Source organism: Geodermatophilus sp. URMC 61 (assembly GCF_052931555.1).
On record NZ_JBRFHZ010000002.1, the window covers coordinates 2041758 to 2065217 of the forward strand.

A 23460-nucleotide genomic window follows, 5' to 3' on the forward strand; every position below is an offset into this window, starting at 1 on the left:
GTCTGCGGACGCTACGCCGGTCGCCGCCCGCCCGCGCCCCGGAGCGTCGCGCCGTCACCCCACGAGCCGGTCGACCGCCTCCGCCGCCACCTCGGGCGGGACGGCGTGCCCGCCGGAGAACTCCCGGTAGGTGACGTCGTAGCCCTCCTCGCGGAGGTCCGGCACGATCCGCCGGCTGGTCCGCTCGACGGGCAGCACGCCGTCGGCGTCGCCGTGCGACACGAACACCGCCGGCCGGCCCTGCCGCGACGCCCCGGGGACGAAGCCCGGGGAGAAGGCGACGACGGAGGCGAACAGGTCCCCGTTGGCCAGGCCGAGGCCCAGCGCGTAGGAGGCGCCGTCGGAGAACCCGGCCACGGCGGTGCGCCCCGGATCGACCGGCACGGTCGAGAAGACGCGGGCCAGGGCCTGGTCCAGCAGAGCGGCGTCCTCGCCGGAGCGGCCGGTGACCGCGTCCCACGTCGACCCGCGGGAGGCCGGCGCCAGGACGAGCAGGCCCCGCTCGTCGGCCAGGCCGCCGAGGATGCCGAGACCGGCCGCGGCGTCCCCGCCGGCGCCGTGCAGGGCGACCACGAGCGGCGCCGGGCTGCCGGCGACCAGACCGGGCGGCACGTGCAGCAGCGGCGGCCGCTCGACGCCCGGGTCCAGCGGCTGCGTCCCCGGCGCGGGGAGCGCGGCGGGAGGCTGCGGCTGCGGGCGGGCGGTCAGCCGGAGTTCCGCTCCCGTGCCCCCGGGCACCGGCAGCCGCAGCCCGCACCCGGCCAGGACGCCCACGCCGGCGAGCGCCCCGGCGGCGAGCAGCCGCCGGCGGGTCCAGGTCGGGCCGGGGGCGTCCACCGTCAACCGGAGCCGTGCAGGGCCGCCCAGAAGGCCGCGCGGACGCCGCCGGCCCCCCAGGCGTTGGGTTCGATGAGAGAGCAGAACCACAGGTCCCGCTCCGCTGGCCGGGCCTCGGCGCGCCGGGGGTCACCGGCGGCCAGCCCGTGGCCGTGGAAGTGCTCGGCGATCTCGGCCACGGCGGCGCCGTGCCGGAGCGCTCCCCGGCGCAGCGCGTCGTTGAGCTCGGTGATCAGCGCGACGGCGTCCGGCCAGGGCGGCAGGCCGAGCCGGGCCGCGTCGCCGGTGCCGTCGCTGGGGTCGTACACCGTGCCCACGACGACCCGGCCGTCCGGGGCCAGGACCTCGCCGATGGCGGTCAGCGCCCGGTCGAGAGCGGCCGCGACCCGGGCGACGACCGCACGCGCCGCCGCGGTGTCCCCGTAGGCGCCGAGGAGGTCGTTGCCCCCGATCGTCAGCGTGACCAGGTCGGGCCGCGACGGCAGCGCAGCGAGCCGGGGCAGCTGCCGGTCCAGCAGCGTGCCGGTGGTCGCGCCGTCGGTGGCCAGGAGCGTGAACGCCGTCCCCGGCACGGTGCTGCGCAGGTCGCGCCCGCACCACTCCGGGAAGTCGTCGTCCCGGTTGGCGAACAGCAGGCTGGCCCCGCCGCGCCCCGGGCCGCCGGAGTAGTCGTCGATCGAGATCGAGTCGCCCAGCGCGACGTACCGCGCGGTGCCGGTCACCCCGCCATGGTGCGCCCGGAGGCGGTCAGCCGCGTCCCGCCCGCCGTGCGGTCTCGCGACGCGGCGCGCCCGTGCGCCCGGACCGGCGGCCGCCGGCGTCCTCGCGACGGCGGGCCGGGGGCGCACCCCGGCCGGCCGGGGCCCCCCGCCGGGAACCGGGGGCCGCGCAGGCCCGGCAGGTGGGGAACCGCGGGGCGACCGGCGAGCCGCAGTCGACGCACCGGCCCGGCCCGGCCGCGGCGATGGCGCGGGGCAGCAGCTCGGTGATCCGCGCGGCACACTGCCGCTCCAGCCCCGCGGCGTCCTCGGCGGTGAGCCCGGCGACGCCCGGGAAGGACCGCAGCAGCGTCGCGGCGTCGCGCGCGGCGGCGGCCGCCTGCTCGAAGTCCTCCACCGGTCCCCGCCGCGGCCGGACGGGCAGCACCGTCTGCGGCGGGACGCGGTACCCGGCCCCGTGCAGCAGCGCGGCGCGGGCCAGGGTGAGCCAGCGGGTGCGGCGCGGCGGGTCGAAGTCGATGGGCAGCGTGACCAGCCGCCAGACGGTCTCCAGGTCGGTGCTCGCCCCGACCGGTCCCTCCAGCAACGGCAGGAGGGCCTCGGCGCGCTCGACCAGCCCGCTGACGTCGTCCCCCGTCACCGCCTCGTGCCGGGTGGCCGCCCGGGCCCACCGTGCCCAGCGGGCCAGGGCCCCGGGCAGGTCCACCGGGGTGCGGGCGCCCAGGTCGTCGAGCTCCGGGCGGAGCCGTGGCGTGCGCTGCGGCAGGTCGCTGGCCACCGTGCCGCGCGCGACCGCGGCGCCGGCCGCGACGAGGGCGGTGTCGGGCCGCAGCCCGGGCACGCCGGTGAGCACGCCGACGGTGCCGTGGCCGGTGAGCAGGTAACGGCCGGCGCGGCCGGCGATCTGCGCGGCCTCCCACGTGCGCAGCGGCCGGCGCTCCATCCCGTCGAACTTGGTCGTCTCGGCGAACAGCACGGTCGCCGCCGGCACGTTGATGCCGTGCCCGATCACGTCGGTGGTCACCAGGACGTCGAGCTCCCCGCGGGTGAACCGGTCGATCACCTCGCGTCGGGTGGCCGGCGGCAGAGCGCCGTAGAGGACGCCGGTGCGGCCCGGCCGGACCGCCTCCAGCACCGCCGCGGTGGCGTAGACGGCCTTGTGGGAGAAGGCGACGACCAGTGTCCGCGGCCGCACGCCGGAGGGCCGCACCGGCGCCCGCAGGACGTCCAGCCGGGACAGCCGGTCGTGTCGCACGACCGCCACGCCGGCGACGTCGGCGACCAGCGGCTCGAGCACCGGCAGCGCCTCGGCCGCGGCGATGACGCGCATCTCGCGGTACTCGCCGGTGAGCAGCAGCCGCGCCCAGGTGTGCCCGCGGTCGGGGTCGGTGACCCAGTGCGCCTCGTCGAGGACCAGCAGCTCGCCGCGCGGCGGCGCCTTCTCCACGGTGCAGCACAGGATCGGCGCGGTGGGGTCGATCTGCTCCTCGCCGGTGGACAGGCCGACGGCACCGGGCGGCAGCTGCGCCGACAGCCGGGCGTACGCCTCGTGGGCGAGCTGGCGCAGCGGTGCGGCGTAGGTGCCGGAGCCGGCCGCGGCCAGGGCGGCCAGTGCGTCGTGGGTCTTGCCGGAGTTCGTGGGGCCGAGGTGGAACACGACCCGCCGCGGCGGGTTGCCGCGGACCGGCAGGGCCGGGCCGGTGGCCACCGTGTCCCGGGCGACGGGCAGGGGGTGCGGGAGGGCAGGCAGGACGGCGTCCGTCGTCTGGTGCGGGAGGTGGGCCACGGGCGTCGTGCCGGGCGAGGGCCCGTCAGGGCTCGGGAGGGACAACACCGGGGACCCCGCGGGCATGCCCGGCGTGGGGGACGTCGCCCCGTGTCCGCGGGCGAGCACGGCGCGGTGCTGGCTACCGTGGGAGGGCATCGGCGGACCGCACGCTAGGGGAACGGACAGGTGGACACGGCGCTTCGGCACGGGACCGTCCCCGTGCCCGGCTCGCGCTACGTGCACGACGCCCTGTTCTTCTCCTCCCCTGACGAGCTGGTCGCCGCCACGGTCCCCTTCGTGCAGGAGGGCCTGGCCGCCGGGGACGCCGTCGTCGTCACCGCCTCCGCCGCCACCGCCGACGTCGTCCGCGCAGCCGTGGACGACGAGCGGGTCCGCGTGCTGGAGCGGGGGTCGGCCTACGCGCGGCGCACACCCGCGGCCGTCATCGCGTTCCGCCGGCTGGCCGACGAGCTCACCGCCGCCGGCGCGCACCGCGTCCGGGTGGTCGGCGAGACCGACTTCGGGCGCACCGAGCGCGAGTGGCTGGAGTGGCAGCGCTACGAGGCGGTGCTGAACCAGGCGCTCGCCCCCTGGCCGCTGTGGGGGCTGTGCGTCTTCGACACCACGCGGCTGCCCGAGCCGGTGCTGGAGTCCGTCGCCCGCACCCACTCGACGGTCGTCACCGGCCGCTCCCGCACGCCCAACCCGCGCTTCGTCGACCCGGCCGACTACCTGCGCGGCCTGCCGGTGCCGTGGGAACCGCTGCAGTCCGGGGCCCCGCAGCTGGCCGTGGACGACGTCGCCGACCCGGTCGCGCTGCGGCACGCCGTCGCCGCCGAACTGGCCGCCGTCGGCGGTCCGCGCGAGGTGGTCGAGGACTTCCTGCTGGCCGTCGACGAGACGACGTCCAACGCCGTCCGGCACGGCGGGCCACCGGTGGGCCTGCGGCTGTGGACGTCGGCCGACCGGGTCGTGTGCACCGTCACCGACCACGGCCCGGGTCTGGACGACCCGTTCGTCGGCTACGGCCCGGCCCACGGCGAGGACCTCTCCCACGGCGGCATGGGGGTGTGGCTGGCCCGCCAGCTGTGCGACCACGTCGACATCAGCTCCGGCCCGGACGGCGTCACGGTGCGGCTGACCACCGACCTCCGCTGAACCCTGCCAGACTGGCCGCGTGCACCTGGTCCTGGAGTACGCGCTGGTCGAGGACTACCTGGAGCACCGGGCGGCCCTGCGGGAGGAGCACCTGGCCCTCGCCCGGGCCGCCCACGAGCGCGGCGAGCTGCTGATGGCCGGGGCCCTCCCCGACCCCTACGACCGCGCGCTGCTGGTGTGGACCGCGCCGCGCGAGGTGGTGGAGCGCTTCGTCGAGTCCGACCCGTACGTGGTCCACGGTCTGGTCACCGGCTGGACGATCCGGCCGCGGAACGTCGTCATCGGGGCTGCACCAGGATCTTGACGTTCTCCTCCTTGTTGTCGATCAGCTCGCGGAACCCCCGCTCGACGATGTCGTCGAGCCCGATCCGCCCGGTGATGAACTGGAACGGGTCGACCCGGCCGGAGGCCACCATCTCGATCGTCGCCGGGTGGTCGTGCGCGTAGGCGAGGCTGCCCAGCACGCTGACCTCGCGGAACACCAGGTCGTTCATCGCGACCCGGGCCTCGTGGCCCCAGATCGCGACGTTGACGCAGGTGCCGCCGGCGCGGGTCGACCGGATGGCCGTCGCCAGCACCTGGTCGACGCCGGCGCACTCGAAGGTGACGTCGGCACCGCGGCCCTTGGTCAGCTCGTCGACGGTCTCGACGACGTCGACCTCGCGCGGGTCGAGCACGGTGGACGCACCGGCGACGGTCGCCTTCTGCTTGCGCGCCTCGGCCGGCTCCACCGTGATGACCTCGCCGACCCCGGCGGCGCGCAGAGCGGCCGTCGTCACCAGCCCGATCGGGCCCGCGCCGAAGACCACCGCCGACTGTCCCGGCCTGGCACCGGAGAGCCGGACGGCGTGGTACGCGACGGCGAGCGGCTCGACGAGCGCCCCGACGTCGGTGCCGAGGTCACCCAGTGGGTGGACCCACCGCCGCTCGGCCACGACGTACCGCGAGAAGCCCCCGCCGCCGCCGGAGAGGCCGACGAAGCCCAGCGTCCGGCAGACGTTGTAGCGGCCCTGCCGGCAGGCGTCGCAGTGGCCGCAGACGACGTAGGGCTCCACGACCACGCGGTCGCCGACCCGGACGTCGTCCACCCCGGGGCCGACCTCCGCCACCACGCCGGCGAACTCGTGTCCCAGGGTGACCGGCATGCTCTCGCCGGTCAGCGGGTGCGGCGCGTCGGGCGTCGGCACGAAGATCGGGCCCTCGAGGTACTCGTGCAGGTCGGTGCCGCAGATCCCGCACCACTCGACCTCGACGGCGACCGTGCCGGGGCGCACCTGGGGGTCCGGGACCTCCTCGACCCGGATGTCGCCGCGACCGTGGAACCGGGCTGCCCTCATGGCGTCGTCTCCGTCCGTCGGTGGACCCCCGCAGGGGGGCTGCCGACAGGACACCGCGAGGCGCCCGGTCCCCGGGAGCGTTGCAGCCGGTTGCACCCGGCCCCCCTGAGCCTGGTGACGTGCTGGAACGGCCACCCTCCAGGGGCCCGCCGGCCCCGTCCCGGGTCCCGCCCTGAGCTCGCGAAGGGTGGGGAGGACGGGGTCCTTCGACGAGGCGTGGGGGGAGGGTGGTCCTCCTTCAGTCGGGGAGCAACCGGCGCAGCACGCCCTTGGCCGTCGCCCCGACACGGTAGGACTGCACCAGCCACGAGTTGCAGACGATGTTGGCGCCGGCCAGGGCCGGCACGAGGAACTGCGTCACCCGCTGGCGGCTCTGCCACTTCGCGATCTCCGACGGGGTGTTCTGGGTCGGCAGGGTCGCGTCCTTGACCTCCACCTGCTCGCCGCGGCGCGCGGCCTCCTCGGCGGCCTTGCCGATGCGGCTGCCGCTGTAGGCGGCGTACGCGGTGGCGCCCGCGCCGGCCACGGCCAGGCCTGCCTTGAGCGCGCCCACGGTGCCGAAGCCCTTCTGCAGGGCGATCCGCCGGCCGCCGACCTGGGTGAGCCGCAGGCCGGCCAGCAGGGTGGCGGCGATGCCACCGAACTGAGCGGGCTGGTATCGGCTCCACGCCGACCCGGCCACCCGGATGCGGTCGAGGCCCTGGGAGAGGTCCTGGCCGGACTTGTTCACGCCGGCGATGCCCATCACCGCCCCGCCGAACCACAGGGCCGAGCCGAGGTCGTGCACCGCCTGGGCCACGAAGTGGTTGTCGGTGTTGGTGGTCATCCGTTTCCTCCGTCGATCGTGTGCCCGTGTGAGTGGCCGCCTCTACCCGCACCCGCGTCCGGGTAACGGGACACGCCGCCGACCTCCCGGACACGCCGCACGTGTGCCGAACGGGGGATGGAACGGTCACCGATGGGTATGGCCACCGTGCGGCCTGGGTTCGGACAGTCGGACCGGCCGGAGACCCGCGGAGAGCACCATGACGTCCGCCGTCGTCCCCCTGTCCGAGATCGACCGACGCATCGTCGAGGCCCACCGTGAGCTCGGTGCGGCCCGGTCGGTGTTCGCGCACTCCCCGAGCGGCGCCGCGGTCGCCGCCTGCCAGGCCGCCGAGGCCCGGCTCAACGAGCTGCTCGACGACCGCCTCGACCGCATGACCGCCACCCGCCGGGTGCGCGCCGCGTGAGCCGGGCACCGGTGTCCCGCCGGGTGCCCGCCCGGGCGCGCGGCGGGTGAGGGAGGCTGGAGGCGCGGCCGTGCCTCTCCTCGGGGACGGCGTGGCCGGAGGAAGGCCGGTGGGACGGGCCCGCCGGCGATGAGCAGTGCAGGAGCACGTGGATGCCGCAGGGCACGGTGAAGTGGTTCAACGCCGAGAAGGGCTTCGGGTTCATCGAACCCGCCGACGGAGGACGTGACGTCTTCGTCCACTTCTCCGCGATCGCCGACGAGGGCGGGTTCCGCACCCTCGACGAGGGCCAGCAGGTGGAGTTCGAGGCCAGCGAGGGTCAGCGCGGCCCGCAGGCCGACTCGGTGCGGCCGGTCGGCGGCGCCCCGCGGCGCCAGGAGCGCGGGCGCGACGACCGGGGTCGCGGGCGGGACGACGACCGGGACTGGGGCCGCGGCGGCGACCGCGGGCGGGACGGCGGCCGGCCGTCGCGCGGCGGCCGCGCCACCGGCACGGTCTCCTGGTTCGACGCCGACAAGGGCTTCGGGTTCATCCAGCCCGACGACGGCGGGCCGGACGTGTTCGTGCACTTCTCGGCCATCGCCGACCGCGGCGGCTACCGCAGCCTCGACGAGGGCCAGCGGGTGGAGTTCGACGTCACCCAGGGGCAGCGCGGACCGCAGGCGGAGGACGTGCGGTCGGCCGAGCGTGGCGGCGACCCCCGGGACGGCGGCGGGTACCGCGACTCGGGCGGCTGGTCCGACCGCGGCGGCTACCAGGACCGGGACCGCGGCGGCTACCGCGACTCCGGCGGGTACCGCGACGGCGGCCGGGACGCCGGGCGCGGCGGCGCCGGTGCGGGTCGCCGTCCCTCGGGCGGGGGCCGGGCCACCGGCACGGTGAAGTGGTTCAACGCGGAGAAGGGCTTCGGGTTCATCGAGCCCGACGACGGCGGGCCGGACGTGTTCGTGCACTTCTCGGCCATCGCCGACCGCGGCGGCTACCGCAGCCTCGACGAGGGCCAGCGGGTCGAGTTCGACGCCAGCGAGGGTCAGCGCGGCCGGCAGGCCGACCGGGTCGACCCGGTCTGAGGGAGCCCCCCTGCCCCCCACCGCTCGCAAGCTCGCGACGGGACCCTGCAGGGGGGTCGCCGGCGCCGCACCCCGCGGGGTGCGGCGCCGGCGGGCTGCCGGGCCCGGCGTCAGAGCTGCCGGACGTCGGCCTCCACGGCCTCGAAGGCCTTGCGCGCGGCGATGAGCACCGGGTCCCAGACCGGCGAGAACGGCGGGGCGTAGGAGAGGTCGAGCGAGAGGATCTCGTCGACGTCCATCTCGTTCCAGATGCAGATCGCCAGCGCGTCGATGCGCTTGGCCGCCGCCTCCCGGCCGACGACCTGCGCTCCCAGCAGCCGCCCGCTGCGCCGCTCGGCGATCATCTTGAGCCGGATCGGCTGCGCGCCCGGGAAGTAGCCGGCCTTGGTCGTCGAGTCGACGACGGCGGTGACGAACTGGTACCCGGCCGCCTCGGCCTCGGCGGTGGACAGCCCGGTGCGGGCCGCCTCCAGCTCGCAGATGCGGGTGATCGCGGTGCCGATGACGCCCGGGAAGGTGGCGTAGCCGCCGCCGATGTTGATGCCGGCCACCCGGCCCTGCTTGTTGGCGTGGGTCCCCAGGGCGACGACCACCCGCTGGCCGGAGAGCCGGTGCACGGACTCGACGCAGTCGCCGGCCGCCCAGACGCCCTCGACCTGCGTTCGCATCCCCGCATCGACCGCGATGCCGCCGGAGACGCCGAGCGGGATGCCGGCCTCCTCGGCCAGCCGCACGGCCGGGCGCACGCCCAGGCCGAGCACCACCAGGTCGGCGGGCAGCTCCCGGCCGCTGGCGGTCACCACCGCCCGGGCGCGGCCGCCGGCGTCGGTCTCGATCGCCGCGACCGCGTCGGAGAGGACCAGCTCGATGTCCTCCTTGCGCACGGCCTCGGCGATGAACTCGCCGACGTCGGGGTCGAAGGTGCCGACCGGGGTCGCCGACATGTCGACGACGGTCACGTCGAGCCCGCGGATCCGGCAGGCCTCGGCGATCTCCAGGCCGATGTAGCCGCCACCGACGACGACCACCCGGCGGACGTCACCGCTGTCGAGCGCCGCCCGCAGCGCCGCGCCGTCGTCCAGCGTCTGGACGCCGTGGACCCCGGTCGAGTCGATGCCCGGCACCGGCGGCCGCATCGGCACGCTGCCGGTGGCGTACACCAGCTCGTCGAACGGCTCGACGCCGCTGCCGCCGTCGTCCAGACCGCGCCAGTGGACGACGCGCCGGTCGAGGTCGATGCCGACGACCTCGGTCCGCATCCGGACGTCGACGCCCATCGCGCGGTGCTGTTCCGGCGTGCGGGCGATGAGGTCGGCCTCGGAGTCGACGGCGTCGCTGATCCAGTACGGGATGCCGCAGGCGGAGTACGACGTGGCACGGCCCCGCTCGAACATGACGACGTCCAGGTCGGGACGTCGCTTCTTCGCCTGCGACGCCGCACTGCCACCCGCGGCGTCCCCACCGATCACCACCACGCGTCTGCTCACGTCCCCGGACGCTAGGGGACCCGGTGCGCGTCCGCCGGTCCACGACGGGGTGGCCCCGGGCCGGCCGTCGTCCCCGGGAGGTCCGGTGTCGCGCGAGGTGGCCGGCTCCGTCGTCGTCCTCACGGGGGTCGAGCGGCACCGGCCTGGCCCCGGCCCGGGCCCTCGCTCGCAGGGGTGCCCCCCGGTGCTGGCCGCGCGGGACGCCGACCGGCTGGGCCGCCGTTCCCTGCTGCGCTCCGGCGCGCCGGCGCCGCCGGATCCCGGCGGTCTCCCGGGCCCGGTGTCGGGGCCGGCGGACCCGCGGCGCCCGGGCCCGGAGCAGCGGCGCAGGGCCCGGGTGCTCGTGGCCTCCACCGCCGCGGCGGGCCTCGCGGTGGGCACCTCCGGGCGCCGTTCGGCTCTTCGAGCGCTCCTCCCGGGGACTAGCGTCGGTCCATGACCGTCCCGCCACCCCCCGGTCCGCAACCACCGTCACCCACGCCGTCGCCCGTGGACCCCGTCCCGCCGCCCGAGCCCGCCCCGTTCCCCGTGCCCGGTCCCACCGACCCGTCGGCGCCGCCGCCCTCCGGACCCCAGCCGGTCTGACGCTCCCCGCCGCGGTCCTCGCCGACCAGCCGCGGCTCGCCACCGAGCGACCGCCGGCCTGGCGGCCCGGGGCGTCGCTCCCGGCCGTGGCCGCCGCCGTCGTCGTCTCCGCCGGGGACGTCGGTCCCGCCTGGGCGGCCGCGGTGGTGACCCGTGGGCCGCGGGTCCTGGCCACCGAGGTGGTGGAGGGCGCGCTCGCGGTGCCCTACGAACCCGGGCTGCTGGCCGCCCGGGAGGGGCCGCTGCTGTCCGCCGCGGTGGGCGGACTGCACCTCCGGCCGGACGTCCTCCTGCTGGCCGCGGCCGGCCGGGACCACCCGCGGCGGGCCGGCCTCGCGCTGCACCTCGGCGCCGTCCTGGACCTGCCCACGGTCGGCGTCACCGACCGCCCCCTCCTCGCCCCCGGCCCCCCACCCGGGCCCGCGCGCGGCGACACGTCACCGCTCGCGCTCGACGGTGCCGAGGTGGCCCGCTGGGTGCGCACGGCGGCCGGGGCGCGTCCGGTCGTGGCGCACGCCGCGTGGCGCACCGACCCCGAGGCCGCGGCCGCGCTCGTCCTCACCTCGTCGTCCGCGGTGCGCACCCCGCTCCCCCTCCGGGAGGCCCGCCGCCTGGCCCGGGACGCACGCGCCCGCCGCCGGCCCTGACCCGCGTTCCCGGGGACGGGGAGCGCTCACCCGTGGGCGGCCCGTGGCACCGGCCGGACGTCCCGGGCGCCGCTGAGCTGGTGCCCGGCCTCGCACACGAGCACCTGGTGCACCGGCTCGCCGCAGTCGCGGTGCCGCAGCTCGAGGGGGGCGTCGCCGTCCCCGGCCAGGTACTTGTCCCCCCAGGCCATGAGGGCGACCAGCGCCGGGTGCAGGTCGATGCCCTTCTGCGTCAGCCGGTACTCGTGGCGCTGCCGCTCCCCCTCCGCCTGGTACGGGACCCGCCGCAGGACGCCCTGGTCCACCAGCGTGTTCAGCCGGTCCGTGAGCACGGCCCGGGGCGCGCCCAGCACCCGCTGGAAGTCGGCGAACCGGCGCACGCCGAGGAACGCCTCGCGCAGCACCAGCAGGCTCCACTTCTCACCGACGACGGCCAGCGTGCCCGCGACCGAGCACCGCGACCGGTCCCACAGGGCTTCGCTCACGGCTCCAGCATAGCCGGGCTGAGTTCACTTGACGAACCAAGCACTGGGGAGCAGAGTTCACCGCACGAACTCAGGAGGTCGGGATGGACATCACCGTGGACACCAGGCCGGTGCGACCGGACGACGGCCCGCTGTTCTGCCGGCTCTGGGACCGGCTCTCCCCGGAGACGATCTACCGGCGCTTTCACGCCCCGCTGCGCCGGACGCCGGTCGACGCCGCCCGGCTCGTCGAGGTCGACCACGACCTGCGCGAGGCGCTCGTCGCGGTCGTCGGCGGTGAGGTGGTCGGGGTGGCGCGCTACGACCGCTCCCCCGACGACCCCGCGACCGCCGACGTGGCCGTGGTGGTCGAGGACGGCTGGCAGGGCTTCGGCGTCGGCCGCCAGCTGCTCGGCGAGCTGACCGAGCTGGCCGCACGGCGCGGGGTCCGCAGCCTCACCGCCGACGTGCAAGCCGACAACGACCGGGTGGTCGGGCTGGTCCGGCGGCTGCTCCCCGGCGCCGTCCTCACCCCCGACCACGGCGTCTACACCGTGCAGAGCCCCCTGCCCGGCGCGCCGGTGCCCGCCGCCGCCTGACCCGGAAGGAACCGCCGTGTCCCTGCGCACCGCCATCGCCGAGCGCCGCCGGGTCCGCGCCCGCATGCGTGAGGACCGCGCCTTCGAGCGGGTGCTCGCCCGGGCGCCGACCGTCGAGTCCGCCCACGAGCTGCGCGCCATCTCGACCCGTCGCTGACCGGGTCGCCCGGCCGGGTCGTTCAGTCGCCCTGCGCCGCGTCCCGCAGCTGCGCGTAGATCCGGGCGAGGTCGGGCAGCTGGTGGTGGGCGTTCAGCCCGCTCGGGTTGGGGACCACCCAGGTCGCCGCCCCACCGACCCGTTCGGGCTGCAGCCCGATGCCCGCGCGCGGCCGGTCGAAGCCGAGCCGGTAGGCCGTGATGCCGAGGACGGCGAGCACCTTCGGCCGGTACCGCGCCACCAGCTCGCCCAGCGCCACGGCGCCGGCCCGCAGCTCCGCGGTGGAGAGCTCCGCGGCGGTCCGGGTCGGCCGGTCGGCCACGTTGGTCGCCCCGAGGCCGTGGTCGAGCAGCTGCAGGTCCTCCTCGGGCCTCAGCTGCCGCGGGGTCAGCCCCGCCCGGTGGATCGCGGGCCAGAAGCGGTTGCCCGGCCGCGCGAAGTGGTGCCCGCGCTCGGCCGACACCAGCGAGGGGTTGATCCCGCAGAACAGGACGTCGAGGCCGGGGGCGATGACGTCGCGCAGCGGCTTCACCCGTCGCCCGTGACCGCGGCGACGACCTCCGGGTAGGCGGCGTCCGCGGCGGCACGCAGCTCGTCGTCCGTGCGGTCCTGCACCGGGTGCGGCACCAGGACCGCCGGAGCCGGGAAGCCGAGGGCCCGGCCCTGGATCCGGGCAGCCTCGGCGAAGGCCTCGCTGGCGAGGAACACCCCCACCACGCCGCGGCGCTCGAGATCGGCGATGTCGTGCACACTGCACGACGTGCACGAGCCCTAGTCGGCGAGTGCCTCGATGACCACCTCGCAGTGTTCGGCGATCTCGTGCCGCAGGTCCACCGGAGCGGGCCGGGCGAAGGTCGGCTTGCGGTAGCGCAGCACCCGTACCCCGTCGGCACGGAGCAGCTCCTCCAGCCGGTCCAGGACGACGTCCCCACGGGCCTTGCTGATGTCGAGCAGGCCGACGGTCCGGCCACGCAGCGAGCCGGGCCGGGGCAGCAGCCCCCGCGTCGCCGGCCTGCGCTCCCCCGTCGGGTCCAGGACCGTCCTCACCCACGCACCTCCCTGGTCACCGGGACGCTCCCCGTCTCGCCGGACACCCACCCGCCGATGATCGCGCTGAACAGTCCGGCGTCCCCGCCGGCGTGCGCCACGAGCAGACCGCCCGGCCGGAACTTCGGCAGCTGCTCGACCCCCACCCCCGGTGGCAGCCCCTCGGCCATGCCCCCCGCCCCCCGCACCAGCTCGCCGGCCGGCAGTTGCAGCAGCCCGTCGAGCTCGGCGAGCAGCCGCGCCCGGTCCCAGCCCGCCTCGCGGAACACCCGGCCGTGCTCCGGCGAGACGACCAGCATGGCGTCGAAGGCCATCGGCAGCTTGGGGTGCGCGTTCACCCGCAGGCAGGCGGCGAGACTGCGGGCCAGCGACTCCGGGTCCCGGCTGAGCTGGTCGACCACCGGTTGCACCCCCGAGCCGGCGAACACGGTGACCGCGTCCCCTCGCACGCCGCGGTCGGCGGCCAGCGGCGCGAAGGGGCTGTCCTCCTCCCGCTCGGCGAAGCAGGCCGTGTACTTGCCGGGACTGCCCAGGGTCGCCCGGTCCACCTCGCCGGGACGGCCGCCGCCGACGTTGCGCACCACCAGCTGCAGCGCCCGGCCGATCGTGGCGTTGGCCCGGTTGCCCTGGCCGAGGGCGTTGACCCCGCTGTTCATCCCGATCCGCAGCGCGACCGCACCGTTGACGACCACGAGCGGGCCGGAGAAGTAGGTCGTGGCCAGCAGCCCGTGCAGCGCGAACTCCTCGGCACACGCCGCCTCGACCGCGGCCAGCACCACCGGCAGGTACTCGGGGAGGCACCCGGCCATCACCGCGTTGACCGCGACCTTCTCCACGGTGCACTCGACGAGGTCCGGAGGGACGACGCCGACGACCTCGCGCGGATCCCGCGACGTCCCCCGCAGCATCCGCAGCACCCGGCTCGGCGTCGGCGGGACCACGGGCAGCCCGTCGGTCCAGCCGCGGTCGAACAGCGCCTCGTGCTCGTCCTCGAGGTCGGCCAGCTCCACCCGCCGGCTGACCAGCCCGTCGCCGTAGCGGGCCTCCAGGTCGTCGACCCGGGACGGGTCCACCGACAGCGACCCGCAGCCGGGGCGGTGGTCGGGCAGCCCGGGACCGAGCCCGGCGACCCCGGTCAGCGCCTCCCACTGTTCCCGGCTCCAGCCGACGACCCGGCCCGTCTCCCGCCCGCCCTCGACGCGCAGCAACGTCGGCACCGTCTCGACCCCCAGCCGGTACGACAGCTCCAGGCCGGTGTCGTCGCCGTCGAACCAGTCCGGGTCGTCCTGACACCAGACCGCGGCACCCAGGTCGCGCAGCACCGGCTCCACGAGGAGGCACGTCGGGCAGTCCCGCTTGACGACGGCGACCAGTCCGTCGGGCAGCTGCACGTCTGCTGACGCTAGCCCCAGCGGCGGGCCCGGACGACCGGGGAGCGGGAGACCAGGGCTCCTGCACGGCGCACACTGGCCGGCATGACCGAGGGTGCCGACGCGGCCTTCCGCCGCTTCGTCGCCGACGAGCGCGACGGACTCCTCGCCGAGGCGCTCCGGCTGACCGGCGATCCCGACCGCGCCGAGGACGCCGTCCAGCGCGCCCTGGCCACCACCCGGCGGCACTGGGGACGGCGCGGCACCGACCCCGCGACCACCGCCGCCGACGCGCTGCACGCCGCCGCGTCGCCGCGCGGGGACGCGCAGGTCCTCGAGTCGCTCGACGAGCGCACCCGACCAGGACCGGTTCCGCCCGCGCGCTGGCGCCTGGACGCCGACGCGGCTGCCACCGACGCCCTCGCCCGCGCCCGCCGGCAGCGCCGGGTCCGCACAGCCGGGCTCGCCGCCACGGCCGCCGCCACCGTGGCCGCCGCCGCCCTGGTGGTCCCCCAGCTGACCACGGAGCCGCCCGACCTCCAGGGCACCGCCCAGCAGGCCGCCGACGTCCCCGTGCTCATCCAGCCCACCCGCGGCTCGCTCGCCGGCGACGCCGCCTTCCTCGAGGCCGCGCGCCGCGCCGACTGGGGTCCGCTGACCCCGCCGCCGGTCGAGGAGCGCCGCGTCGTCCTCGCCACCGACACCCCCGACGGCCGCGTCGTCCTGCTCGCCGGCACGGTCGACGAGGACGTCCGCGGCGTCTGGCTCACCGGCCCGGTGGGTGCGCCGCCCGAGCGGCTGACCCGGCACGTGCCGCAGGACCTCGGCCCGTACCGGCCGGCGTCGCTGCTGCTGGGCGGCCCGGGCCCGGCGACCCTCGTCCTCGTCACCGCCCCCGGCGACGTGGTCGAGGTCTCCCCACGGCTGCAGGTCGGGCCGCGCGGCACGGTCGGCCGGACCTACGAACCGGTCCCCGCGGACGACGGCCTCGCGGTGGCCGAGGTGCCGACGACGAGCGGGGGCAGCGGCACGAGCGTCCGGGTGCTGCGCGACGGGCAGCCGGTGTACCGCGCCGGCGTTGCTGCCCCCACCCTCCCCACCGGCGCTGCCCCCACCCTCCCCACCGGCGCCGCCGACGTCCCGCCGCTGGAGCCGCTGCGGCCGGTGACCACCCGTCCGGCCGACCGGCTGGTCACCGAGGCGCTCACCGACATCGCCGTCCCGCTGGGCGCCGAGCCCGCCGAGCTGCAGCCGCAGCTGCTCTGGTCGGGCACCCTGCCGATGGCCGAGGTGCCGGGCAGCGCCGTCGTCGTCGTGGGCCGCAGCCCCGGCGGCGGGCTGGTCGTCACCACCCGGGCCGGGCAGCTCGGCAGCACCGGGGCCGGGCGCACCGTGCCGTGCGGCGTGCACACCCCACCGGGGACGACCGACGTGGCCGGGCTCGTCGTGGCGCGGGTCTGCGACCTCTCCTCTCCCGAGAGCGAGCCGTCCGACGACGGCCGCTGGCTGGTCGTCACCGCGCCTCCCCCGGCCACGGCCGCCGCCGTCCTCGACGAGCGCGGCGGCGTGCTCGCCACCGTCCCGCTGCCCGACGGCGGCGGGGTCGCCCTGCTCCCGACCGGCGCCCGGGACGTGCGCACCCTCGACGCGGCCGGCCGGGCGCTGGCCGAGGTGCCGATCAACGCCGTGGCCACCGAACCCTTCGGCGACTACGGCTCCGGCGAGGTGCGGTAGGGCGCCCTATGCCCTCCGCGGCACCGCTACGGTTCCCAGGTCCGCCGCCACCACCAGGTCGCCCGCGAACACCGCGGCCGCCTCGTCGGCGAACCGCGAGGCGTCGGGGTAGCGCTGCGAGAAGTGGGTGAGCACCAGCCGGCGCACCCCGCACTCGGCGGCCACCGTCGCCGCCTGCCGCGCGGTCAGGTGCCCGTAGTCGCGGGCGAGCGCGGCGTCCTCCTCGAGGAACGTCGACTCGATCACCAGCAGGTCGGCGCCGTCGGCCAGCGCGGAGACCGCGTCGCACAGCCGGGTGTCCATCACGAAGGCCACCCGCTGTCCCGGCCGGGGGGCGCTCACCTCGTCCAGCCGCACGGTCCGCCCGCCCACGTCCAGGGAGCCCTCCCGCTGGAGCCGGCCGACGTCCGGGCCGGACACCCCGGCGCGGGCCAGCTCCTCGGGCAGCATCCGGCGGCCGTCGGGCTCGACCAGCCGGTAGCCGAAGGACTCGACGAGGTGGTCGAGCCGGCGCGCCTCCAGCGTCCACGACAGCCCCGCGGCCACCGGTCCGTCCGCGGTCAGCGGCTCCTCGCGCAGGTCGAGGACGTCGTGGAACACCGACGCGGCGCGCAGCCGGCCGAAGTACTCCCGCCCGGACGCCGGGAAGTGCGCGACCACCGGGTGCGTGACCCGGTCCAGCGACATCCGCTGCACCACGCCCGGCACGCCCAGGCAGTGGTCGCCGTGGAAGTGGGTCAGGCAGATCCGGGTGACCGCGCTGCTCGGGACGCCGGCCAGCAGCATCTGCCGCTGCGTGCCCTCGCCCGGGTCGAACAGCAGCCCCTCGCCGTCCCAGCGCAACAGGTAGCCGTTGTGGTTGCGGGTCCGGGTGGGCGCCTGGCTGGCGGTGCCGAGGACGACGAGCTCGCGGACCGTCACCGCCAGAGCCTAAGCAGCGTGATCGACCCGACACATCCTGCACGCCGCGCAAACTTGCAGAGGGTGCAACGATGGCGGAGTGACCTCCGGACTCCGTGAGCGCAAGAAGGCCGCCACCCGGTCCGCGCTCCACGAGGCCGCGCTGCGGCTGGTGGCCGAGCGCGGCCTGGACGGCGTCTCGGTCGACGACATCGCCGCCCGCGCCGACGTCTCCCCGCGCACCTTCTTCAACTACTTCGCCACCAAGGACGACGCCGTCCTGGGCCTGGACCCGGCCGAGCCGCGGCGCACGGCGCAGGCGCTCGCCGCGCGGCCCGCGGACGAGTCGGCCGTCGCGGCGCTGCGCGCCGTCCAGCGCGAGCAGGCCGAGGAGATGGCGAGCGAGACCGAGCTGTGGCCGCTGCGGCTGCAGGTCATCGAGGCCAACCCCGACCTCGTGGGGCGGCTGGTCACCCACTTCGGCGAGGCCGACCGCGCCCTGGCCACCGCCGTCGCCGAGCGCACCGGCACCGACGTCGACGCCGACACCCTCCCGATGCTGCTGGCGCTGACCAGCGGCGCGGTGATGCGCACCGCCATGCACCGCTGGCTGACCAGCGGCTTCACCGACTCCCTGCCGCGCCTCGTCGACGAGGCGTGGAACGCGCTCGCCCGCGGCCTGACCGCCGCACCCCGCTGACCCGAGGAGCCCCGTGCACGACCCCACCCCGACCGCCACGGACGACGCACCGCTGTTCGTCCTCACCCGGCGCCGGATCAACCTCATCTTCTCGGCGCTGATCGCCGGGATGCTGGTCTCCAGCCTCGACCAGACCATCGTCTCGACGGCGATGCCGACCATCGTCGGCGACCTCGGCGGCGTCTCGCACATGGCGTGGGTGACGACGGCCTACCTGCTGGCCAGCACGCTGGTCATGCCGATCTACGGCAAGTTCGGCGACCTGTGGGGACGCCGCACCCTGTTCCTGATCGCGATCGCGCTGTTCACCGTCGCCAGCGTCGGGGCGGCCCTGTCGACCGACTTCACCTGGTTCGTCGTCTGGCGCGGCGTGCAGGGCCTCGGCGGCGGCGGGCTGATGATCCTCTCGCAGGCGATCATCGCCGACGTCGTCCCGGCCCGGGAGCGCGGCAAGTACCTCGGTCCGCTCGGCGCCATCTTCGGCCTCTCCGCCGTCGCCGGCCCGCTCGTCGGCGGGTTCTTCACCGACCACGCGAGCCTGGGCTGGCAGTGGTGCTTCTGGATCAACGTCCCGGTCGGCGTCGCCGCCCTGGTCATCGGCTGGTTCGCCCTGACGCTGCCGCGCAAGCGCAACACCGAGCCGGTCGACTACGCGGGCATCGTCACCCTCTCGGCCGCCACCACGTCGCTGGTCTTCTTCACCGACCTCGGCGGCGACCGCGGCTGGACCGACGGCCTGACCCTGGCGCTCATGGCCGCCTTCGCCGTCTCGGTGCTCGCCTTCGTGCTGGTCGAGCAGCGCGCCGTGCAGCCGATCATCCCGCTGGGCCTGTTCCGCAACCCGACCTTCGTCGTGGCCACGGCACTCGGCGCCGCCATCGGTCTGGGCATGTTCTCGGCGATCGCCTTCATGCCCACGTTCCTGCAGATGGCCTCGGGCACCTCCGCGGCCAGCTCGGGCCTGCTGATGCTGCCGATGATGGCCGGCCTGTTCGTCACCGCCATCGGCTCGGGCATCGCGACCACCCGGACCGGCCGGTACAAGGCCTTCCCCATCGCCGGCGTGCTCGTCATCGCCGCGGCGATGCTGTGGATGACCACGCTGTCCGGCGACACCTCGCTGGTCACCATCTGCACGATGCTGTTCGTGATGGGCCTGGGCCTCGGCCTGGTCATGCAGGTCGTCGTCCTCGTGGCGCAGAACGCGGTCTCCCCGCGCGACCTGGGCACGGCCACCTCGACCAACAACTACTTCCGCGAGGTCGGCGCCACGCTGGGCGTCGCCGTCTTCGGCACGGTATTCACCAACCGGCTGGCCGAGAACCTCTCGGGCGCGCTGCAGGACAACGCCCAGCAGGCGGTCGCGGCCGGCATCACGTCACCGGACAGCCTGGTGCCGCAGGCGGTCGAGGCCGCCGGCGAGCCACTGCGGACGGCGATCGTCGACGCCTACGCCGGCGCCCTGGCCCCGGTGTTCGGCTACCTGCTGCCGGCCTTCGCCGTCGCGCTGCTGCTGGCGCTGTTCCTCAAGGAGATCCCGCTGTCGGACGTGGCCGGCCTGGTCGCCCGCGGCGAGGCGGTGGCCGGGGACGACCTGACCGACCCGGAGCGGGACGACGACGCGCGGGAGGTCCCGCTCCCGAGCTGACGCTCGCCCGCCACCGACCGCGCCCCCGGCCGACCTGCGGCCGGGGGCGCGGTCGTGTCCGGAGGGGGTGCCCCTGCCGTCCGGCGCGGTCGGCCCTGGCGCCGTGGAACGCACCGGACGAGGGTGGACCCACGCCGCCCGACGAACCGGAGGACGAGCCATGAGCGAGCAGATCGGCGTGACCGGACTGGCCACGATGGGCGCCAGCCTCGCCCGGAACTTCGCCCGGCACGGACACCAGGTGGTCCTGCACAACCGGACCCAGGCGCGGACCGACGGGCTCCTGGCCGCGCACGGCCACGAGGGCGACTTCGTCCGCACGGGAACGGCCGAGGAGTTCGTCGCCGCCCTCCGGCGACCTCGCCGGATCGTGGTCATGGTCGCCGCCGGAGCCCCGACGGACGCCGTCGTCGACGAACTCGCCCCCCTGCTGGACGAGGGCGACGTCCTCGTCGACGGCGGCAACGCCCGCTACACCGACACCATCCGGCGGACGGCGGAGCTGACCACGCGCGGCCTGCACTTCGTCGGCTGCGGGATCAGCGGCGGCGAGGAGGGTGCCCTGCTCGGGCCGAGCATCATGCCCGGCGGCTCGGCGGAGGCGTATGCCCTCATCGGGCCGTTGCTGGAGAGCATCGCCGCGGTGGTCGACGGCACGCCCTGCTGCACGCACGTGGGCACCGATGGCGCCGGCCACTTCGTGAAGATGGTGCACAACGGCATCGAGTACGCCGACATGCAGCTCATCGCGGAGGCCTACGACCTGCTGCGCCACCGGCTGGGCCTCTCCCCCGCCGAGATCGGCGACGTCTTCGCCGGCTGGAACGCCGGCGACCTGGAGTCCTACCTCGTCGAGATCACCGCCCAGGTGCTGCACCACGTCGACGCCGACACCGGCCTCCCGTTCGTCGACGTCGTCCTCGACGAGGCCGAGCAGAAGGGCACCGGCCGGTGGACGGTGCAGTCGGCACTGGACCTCGGTGTCCCGGTCAGCGGGATCGCCGAGGCGGTGTTCGCCCGCGCGCTGTCCGGGCACGCCGACCAGCGCGCGGCAGCCCGGAAGGTCCTGCCCGGGCCTGCCGACGGCGCCCCGCCGGTGGAGGACCGGGACGCGTTCGTCGAGGCCGTCCGGCAGGCGCTGTACGCCTCGAAGGTGGTCGCCTACGCCCAGGGGTTCGACCAGATCGCCGCGGGAGCCGTGGCCCACGGCTGGGACATCGACCTCGGCGCACTGGCCACCATCTGGCGCGGTGGCTGCATCATCCGGGCCCGGTTCCTCGACCGGATCCGGCAGGCGTACGCCGAGGAACCGACCCTGACCACGCTGCTGACCCACGACTACTTCCGCGACGCGGTCGCCGCCGGCCAGCAGGGCTGGCGCCGGGTCGTGGCCGAGGCGGTCCGCGCCGGCGTCCCGGCGCCCGGCTTCTCCACCGCCCTGGCCTACTACGACGGCCTGCGCGCCGAGCGGCTGCCCGCGGCCCTCGTCCAGGGACTGCGCGACCTCTTCGGCGCGCACACCTACCGGCGGGTCGACCAGGGCGGCACCTTCCACACCCTGTGGTCGGAGGACGGTCGAGAGGTCCAGGTGCGCTGAGCAGCCGCACGGGATCCGCGTTCCGGCCAATGGCAACCCCCTGGCCGGGCGGATCCGGCGTCACGGAGGCTCCCCGCGACGTCGTCCACCCGGCCCGGGAGCAGCCATGAGCTTCGAGTACCTGACCGACCCGGAGCAGGGGCCGCAGTGGCGCGGTCTGCTCCCCGGCGCGCCCGAGCCCTTCTTCCTCCGGCGGGGCGAGGGCGAGCACGCCCGGCTCTTCGGTGACCTGTTCACCGTGCTGCTCAGCGGCGACGAGACCGAGGGCCAGTTCGGCCTCTTCACCGCCGACTGCCCCGCCGGCGACGTCATCCCGACCCACGCGCACGACGCCACGCACGAGGTGTTCTACGTCGTCGACGGCGCGGTGCGCGTGTTCGTGCAGGACCGGCAGGGCGAGAAGACGTCCCGGCTCCTGGGACCGGGCGACTTCGGCTTCGTGCCCGCCGGGCTGCCGCACGCCTACCGCGTCGAGCGGGCCAGCCGGATGCTCGGCGTCGTCTCGGGCGGGTTCGAGCGGTTCTTCCAGCACATGGGGGCGCCGACCGACGTCCCCGGGGAGCAGCCCCCGTTCGTCCCCGACCCGCCCCGCATGCAGGCCGCCGCGCAGGCGCACCGGATGCAGTTCCTGCGCGACGTCGACTGGCCCGGCGCCTGATCCCGCGGGACGACGCGTGCCCGACCTCCCGCTGCCCCCACCCGCGCACGCCACGCCCCTGCCGCCGCCGCGGGAGGCCGGTGAGGGCGTCTCCGTGCTCGCCGGCGTCCCGTACGCGGCGCTGCCCGGCGCCCGCCCGCTCGAGCTCGACCTGTACCTGCCCGCGCAGCGCCCGGCGCCGGTCGTCGTCTTCGTGCACGGCGGCGGCTGGCGGCTGGGCAGCCGGCACTCGGCCGGGCCCGCCTACGCCGGGCGGCGACCGTCGGCGTTCGAGGTCGTCGCCCGGGCCGGGATCGCCGTCGCCTCGGTCGACCACCGGCTCTCCGGCGAGGCGGTCTGGCCGGCCCAGCTGCACGACGTCAAGGCGGCGGTCCGCTGGCTGCGCGCCCGGGCCGGCGAGCTGGGCCTCGATCCCGGGCGGGTGTCCGCGTGGGGCGAGTCGGCGGGTGGCCACCTCGCCGCACTGCTGGGCCTGACCGCGGGTCATCCGGAGCTGGAGGGGGACGTCGGTGTGACCGGCCCCTCGAGCGCGGTGGATGCCGTGGCCGCCTGGTACCCGCCCACCGACCTGTCCGCGCTGCCCGGGGACCTCGGTGCCGATCCCACGGCCGCCGACTCGCGGGAGGCGCAGCTGCTCGGCGCGCCCGTCGCCGCCGTGCCCGACCGCGCGGCGCAGGCCAGCCCGGTCGCCCACGTCTCCCCCACCGCGCCGCCGTTCCTGCTGCTGCACGGGCGGGCCGACCGGTTCATCCCCTGCGTGCAGAGCGAGCGGCTGCGCGACGCGCTGCAGGACGCCGGTGTGCCGGTCGAGCTCACGACCTACGACGGCGCCGACCACATGTGGCTGGGCAGCCCGGAGGTGGCGGACGACGCGCTGGCCCGGACGATCGGCTTCCTCTCAGCCCGCTGACGGCCCCGGCCGCCCCGCCGCCGGGGCGCCCAGCCCGCGCGACACCGCACGAGCCGCGGCGCGCACCGCCGGCTCGATCGTCCGCGGGCTGGCGCCACCGGCCGGCACCACGATCGACAGCGCCGCGGCCACGCGCCCCGCGGCGTCCCACACCGGTGCGGCCACCGAGACCACCGGCGCGGGCCGCCGCCGGTTGATGACCCCGACCCCGCTGCGGCGGATCTCGGCCAGCTCCCGGCGCAGCGCGGTCGGCTGCGGCGGCGGGTCGTCGGACCGGCCGCCGACCTCCCCGCGGAGCACCCGCTCCTGCAGGTCGGCCGGCGCGTGGGCCAGCAGCAGCCGGCCGACCCCGGTCATGTGCAGCGGCAGCCGGTCGCCGACGCGGTACTGCACCGGCACGGCGGCCCGCGAGGACCGCCGCTCCACCAGCAGGGCGGCGTCCCCGTCGAGGACGGCGAGCAGCACGTGCTGGCGGGTGGCCTCGTACAGGTCGTCCATGAACGGCATCGCGACCTCGCGCAGGCCCAGCGCGCGCGGCGCGAGCGACCCGACCTCCCACAGCCGCAGGCCGACCACGTAGCCGCCCTCCGCGGCCCGCTCCAGCGCGCCCCAGGCGACCAGCCGCTCGGCCAGCCGGCGAGTGGTGCTCAGCGGCGTCCCGGCCCGCCGCGCCAGGTCCGACAGCGTCAGCCGGCGGTGCCCGTCGTCGAATGCGGCGAGCAGGGCCAGCGCCCGGTCGACGACGGGATCGCCCTGCGGCGGCCGCTTCCCGCGCGCGGCCGGAGCGGGTCCCGGGTCCTCGTCCACGACGGGGATCCTGGCACCTCGGTCTGCCA

24 protein-coding genes and 1 pseudogene are annotated in these 23460 nt (G+C 76.5%); 13 read left to right on the forward strand and 12 right to left on the reverse strand.

Features of this window, described 5'->3' with window-relative positions; translation table 11 throughout:
• Positions 1-54: 54 nt before the first annotated feature.
• The 3 genes from ACU610_RS09395 to ACU610_RS09405 are packed head-to-tail and all read right to left on the reverse strand — an operon-like array spanning position 55 to position 3342.
• Positions 55-837, reverse strand: a complete 783-nt coding sequence (locus ACU610_RS09395; protein WP_446767437.1) for an alpha/beta hydrolase — start codon at positions 835-837, stop codon at positions 55-57.
• A 2-nt stretch (positions 838-839) separates the two neighbouring features.
• Positions 840-1559, reverse strand: a complete 720-nt coding sequence (locus ACU610_RS09400; protein ID WP_446767438.1) for an SGNH/GDSL hydrolase family protein — start codon at positions 1557-1559, stop codon at positions 840-842.
• Positions 1560-1584: 25 nt separating this feature from the next.
• The gene (locus ACU610_RS09405; protein ID WP_446767439.1) at positions 1585-3342 is read right to left on the reverse strand and encodes a helicase-related protein; all 1758 of its coding nucleotides are present in this window, start codon (positions 3340-3342) and stop codon (positions 1585-1587) included.
• A gap of 201 nt (positions 3343-3543) precedes the next feature.
• Between ACU610_RS09405 and ACU610_RS09410 the strand changes: the two genes are divergently transcribed.
• Positions 3544-4482, forward strand: a complete 939-nt coding sequence (locus ACU610_RS09410) for an anti-sigma factor RsbA family regulatory protein (RefSeq protein WP_446767440.1) — start codon at positions 3544-3546, stop codon at positions 4480-4482.
• A gap of 19 nt (positions 4483-4501) precedes the next feature.
• Entirely contained in the window at positions 4502-4786 is a 285-nt protein-coding gene (locus ACU610_RS09415) for a YciI-like protein (protein ID WP_446767441.1), read from the forward strand.
• Here the strand turns inward: ACU610_RS09415 and ACU610_RS09420 are convergent.
• Both ACU610_RS09420 and ACU610_RS09425 read right to left on the reverse strand, forming a co-directional pair.
• Positions 4761-5819 (reverse strand): 2,3-butanediol dehydrogenase, encoded by a 1059-nt coding sequence (locus ACU610_RS09420; protein WP_446767442.1) that lies wholly within the window; start codon positions 5817-5819, stop codon positions 4761-4763. The genes ACU610_RS09415 and ACU610_RS09420 overlap by 26 nt on opposite strands.
• A gap of 238 nt (positions 5820-6057) precedes the next feature.
• Positions 6058-6645: a hypothetical protein gene (locus ACU610_RS09425; RefSeq protein WP_446767443.1), complete on the reverse strand. Its 588-nt coding sequence runs from the start codon at positions 6643-6645 to the stop codon at positions 6058-6060.
• 199 nt (positions 6646-6844) lie between these two features.
• Here ACU610_RS09425 and ACU610_RS09430 point away from each other — a divergent pair, with 199 nt between their 5' ends.
• Together ACU610_RS09430 and ACU610_RS09435 are read left to right on the forward strand one after the other, a co-directional pair.
• Positions 6845-7051 carry a hypothetical protein gene (locus ACU610_RS09430; protein WP_446767444.1) on the forward strand — a complete coding sequence of 69 codons (207 nt, stop codon included), beginning with the start codon at positions 6845-6847 and terminating at the stop codon, positions 7049-7051.
• 152 nt (positions 7052-7203) lie between these two features.
• Positions 7204-8121: a cold-shock protein gene (locus ACU610_RS09435; RefSeq protein WP_446767445.1), complete on the forward strand. Its 918-nt coding sequence runs from the start codon at positions 7204-7206 to the stop codon at positions 8119-8121.
• A gap of 110 nt (positions 8122-8231) precedes the next feature.
• Here the strand turns inward: ACU610_RS09435 and ACU610_RS09440 are convergent, their stop codons facing one another.
• Complete coding sequence (locus ACU610_RS09440; protein ID WP_446767446.1) at positions 8232-9608, reverse strand: FAD-dependent oxidoreductase; 1377 nt, start codon at positions 9606-9608, stop codon at positions 8232-8234.
• A 671-nt stretch (positions 9609-10279) separates the two neighbouring features.
• On the opposite strand from ACU610_RS09440, the gene ACU610_RS09445 reads away from it, so the two are divergent.
• Positions 10280-10840, forward strand: coding sequence for an endonuclease V (locus ACU610_RS09445; RefSeq protein WP_446767447.1), 561 nt, complete (start codon positions 10280-10282; stop codon positions 10838-10840).
• A 26-nt stretch (positions 10841-10866) separates the two neighbouring features.
• Here the strand turns inward: ACU610_RS09445 and ACU610_RS09450 are convergent, their stop codons facing one another.
• On the reverse strand, positions 10867-11325 hold the full coding sequence (locus ACU610_RS09450) for a winged helix-turn-helix transcriptional regulator (RefSeq protein ID WP_446767448.1): 459 nt from the start codon (positions 11323-11325) through the stop codon (positions 10867-10869).
• An 83-nt stretch (positions 11326-11408) separates the two neighbouring features.
• On the opposite strand from ACU610_RS09450, the gene ACU610_RS09455 reads away from it, so the two are divergent.
• Both ACU610_RS09455 and ACU610_RS09460 read left to right on the forward strand, forming a co-directional pair.
• Entirely contained in the window at positions 11409-11903 is a 495-nt protein-coding gene (locus tag ACU610_RS09455) for an N-acetyltransferase family protein (RefSeq protein WP_446767449.1), read from the forward strand.
• A 16-nt stretch (positions 11904-11919) separates the two neighbouring features.
• Entirely contained in the window at positions 11920-12060 is a 141-nt protein-coding gene (locus ACU610_RS09460; RefSeq protein ID WP_446767450.1) for a hypothetical protein, read from the forward strand.
• A gap of 22 nt (positions 12061-12082) precedes the next feature.
• Here the strand turns inward: ACU610_RS09460 and mug are convergent, their stop codons facing one another.
• The 3 genes and pseudogenes from mug to ACU610_RS09475 all read right to left on the reverse strand — a co-directional run bounded on the left by mug (position 12083) and on the right by ACU610_RS09475 (position 14498).
• Positions 12083-12592 (reverse strand): G/U mismatch-specific DNA glycosylase, encoded by a 510-nt coding sequence (gene mug / locus ACU610_RS09465; protein WP_446767451.1) that lies wholly within the window; start codon positions 12590-12592, stop codon positions 12083-12085.
• A pseudogene (locus ACU610_RS09470) lies at positions 12589-13107 on the reverse strand (UGSC family (seleno)protein). The gene mug and the pseudogene ACU610_RS09470 overlap by 4 nt, the downstream one beginning before the upstream one ends.
• Positions 13104-14498, reverse strand: coding sequence for a thioredoxin family protein (locus tag ACU610_RS09475; RefSeq protein ID WP_446767452.1), 1395 nt, complete (start codon positions 14496-14498; stop codon positions 13104-13106). Before ACU610_RS09475 ends, ACU610_RS09470 begins: the two are co-directional and overlap by 4 nt.
• Before the next feature lie 84 nt (positions 14499-14582).
• Here ACU610_RS09475 and ACU610_RS09480 point away from each other — a divergent pair, with 84 nt between their 5' ends.
• Positions 14583-16211: a hypothetical protein gene (locus ACU610_RS09480; protein WP_446767453.1), complete on the forward strand. Its 1629-nt coding sequence runs from the start codon at positions 14583-14585 to the stop codon at positions 16209-16211.
• Between the two features lie 6 nt (positions 16212-16217).
• Here the strand turns inward: ACU610_RS09480 and ACU610_RS09485 are convergent, their stop codons facing one another.
• Positions 16218-17132 carry a ribonuclease Z gene (locus ACU610_RS09485; RefSeq protein ID WP_446767454.1) on the reverse strand — a complete coding sequence of 305 codons (915 nt, stop codon included), beginning with the start codon at positions 17130-17132 and terminating at the stop codon, positions 16218-16220.
• Between the two features lie 79 nt (positions 17133-17211).
• Between ACU610_RS09485 and ACU610_RS09490 the strand changes: the two genes are divergently transcribed.
• From ACU610_RS09490 to ACU610_RS09510, 5 genes are all read left to right on the forward strand, one after another.
• Entirely contained in the window at positions 17212-17811 is a 600-nt protein-coding gene (locus ACU610_RS09490; protein ID WP_446767455.1) for a TetR/AcrR family transcriptional regulator, read from the forward strand.
• Between the two features lie 13 nt (positions 17812-17824).
• Positions 17825-19459, forward strand: coding sequence for an MDR family MFS transporter (locus ACU610_RS09495; protein WP_446767456.1), 1635 nt, complete (start codon positions 17825-17827; stop codon positions 19457-19459).
• 160 nt (positions 19460-19619) lie between these two features.
• Positions 19620-21056 carry an NADP-dependent phosphogluconate dehydrogenase gene (gndA, locus tag ACU610_RS09500; protein ID WP_446767457.1) on the forward strand — a complete coding sequence of 479 codons (1437 nt, stop codon included), beginning with the start codon at positions 19620-19622 and terminating at the stop codon, positions 21054-21056.
• 106 nt (positions 21057-21162) lie between these two features.
• Positions 21163-21714, forward strand: a complete 552-nt coding sequence (locus ACU610_RS09505; RefSeq protein ID WP_446767458.1) for a quercetin 2,3-dioxygenase — start codon at positions 21163-21165, stop codon at positions 21712-21714.
• Positions 21715-21730: 16 nt separating this feature from the next.
• On the forward strand, positions 21731-22624 hold the full coding sequence (locus ACU610_RS09510; RefSeq protein WP_446767459.1) for an alpha/beta hydrolase fold domain-containing protein: 894 nt from the start codon (positions 21731-21733) through the stop codon (positions 22622-22624).
• Here the strand turns inward: ACU610_RS09510 and ACU610_RS09515 are convergent.
• Positions 22613-23431, reverse strand: coding sequence for an IclR family transcriptional regulator (locus ACU610_RS09515; protein WP_446767460.1), 819 nt, complete (start codon positions 23429-23431; stop codon positions 22613-22615). The genes ACU610_RS09510 and ACU610_RS09515 overlap by 12 nt on opposite strands.
• Positions 23432-23460: the final 29 nt, after the last annotated feature.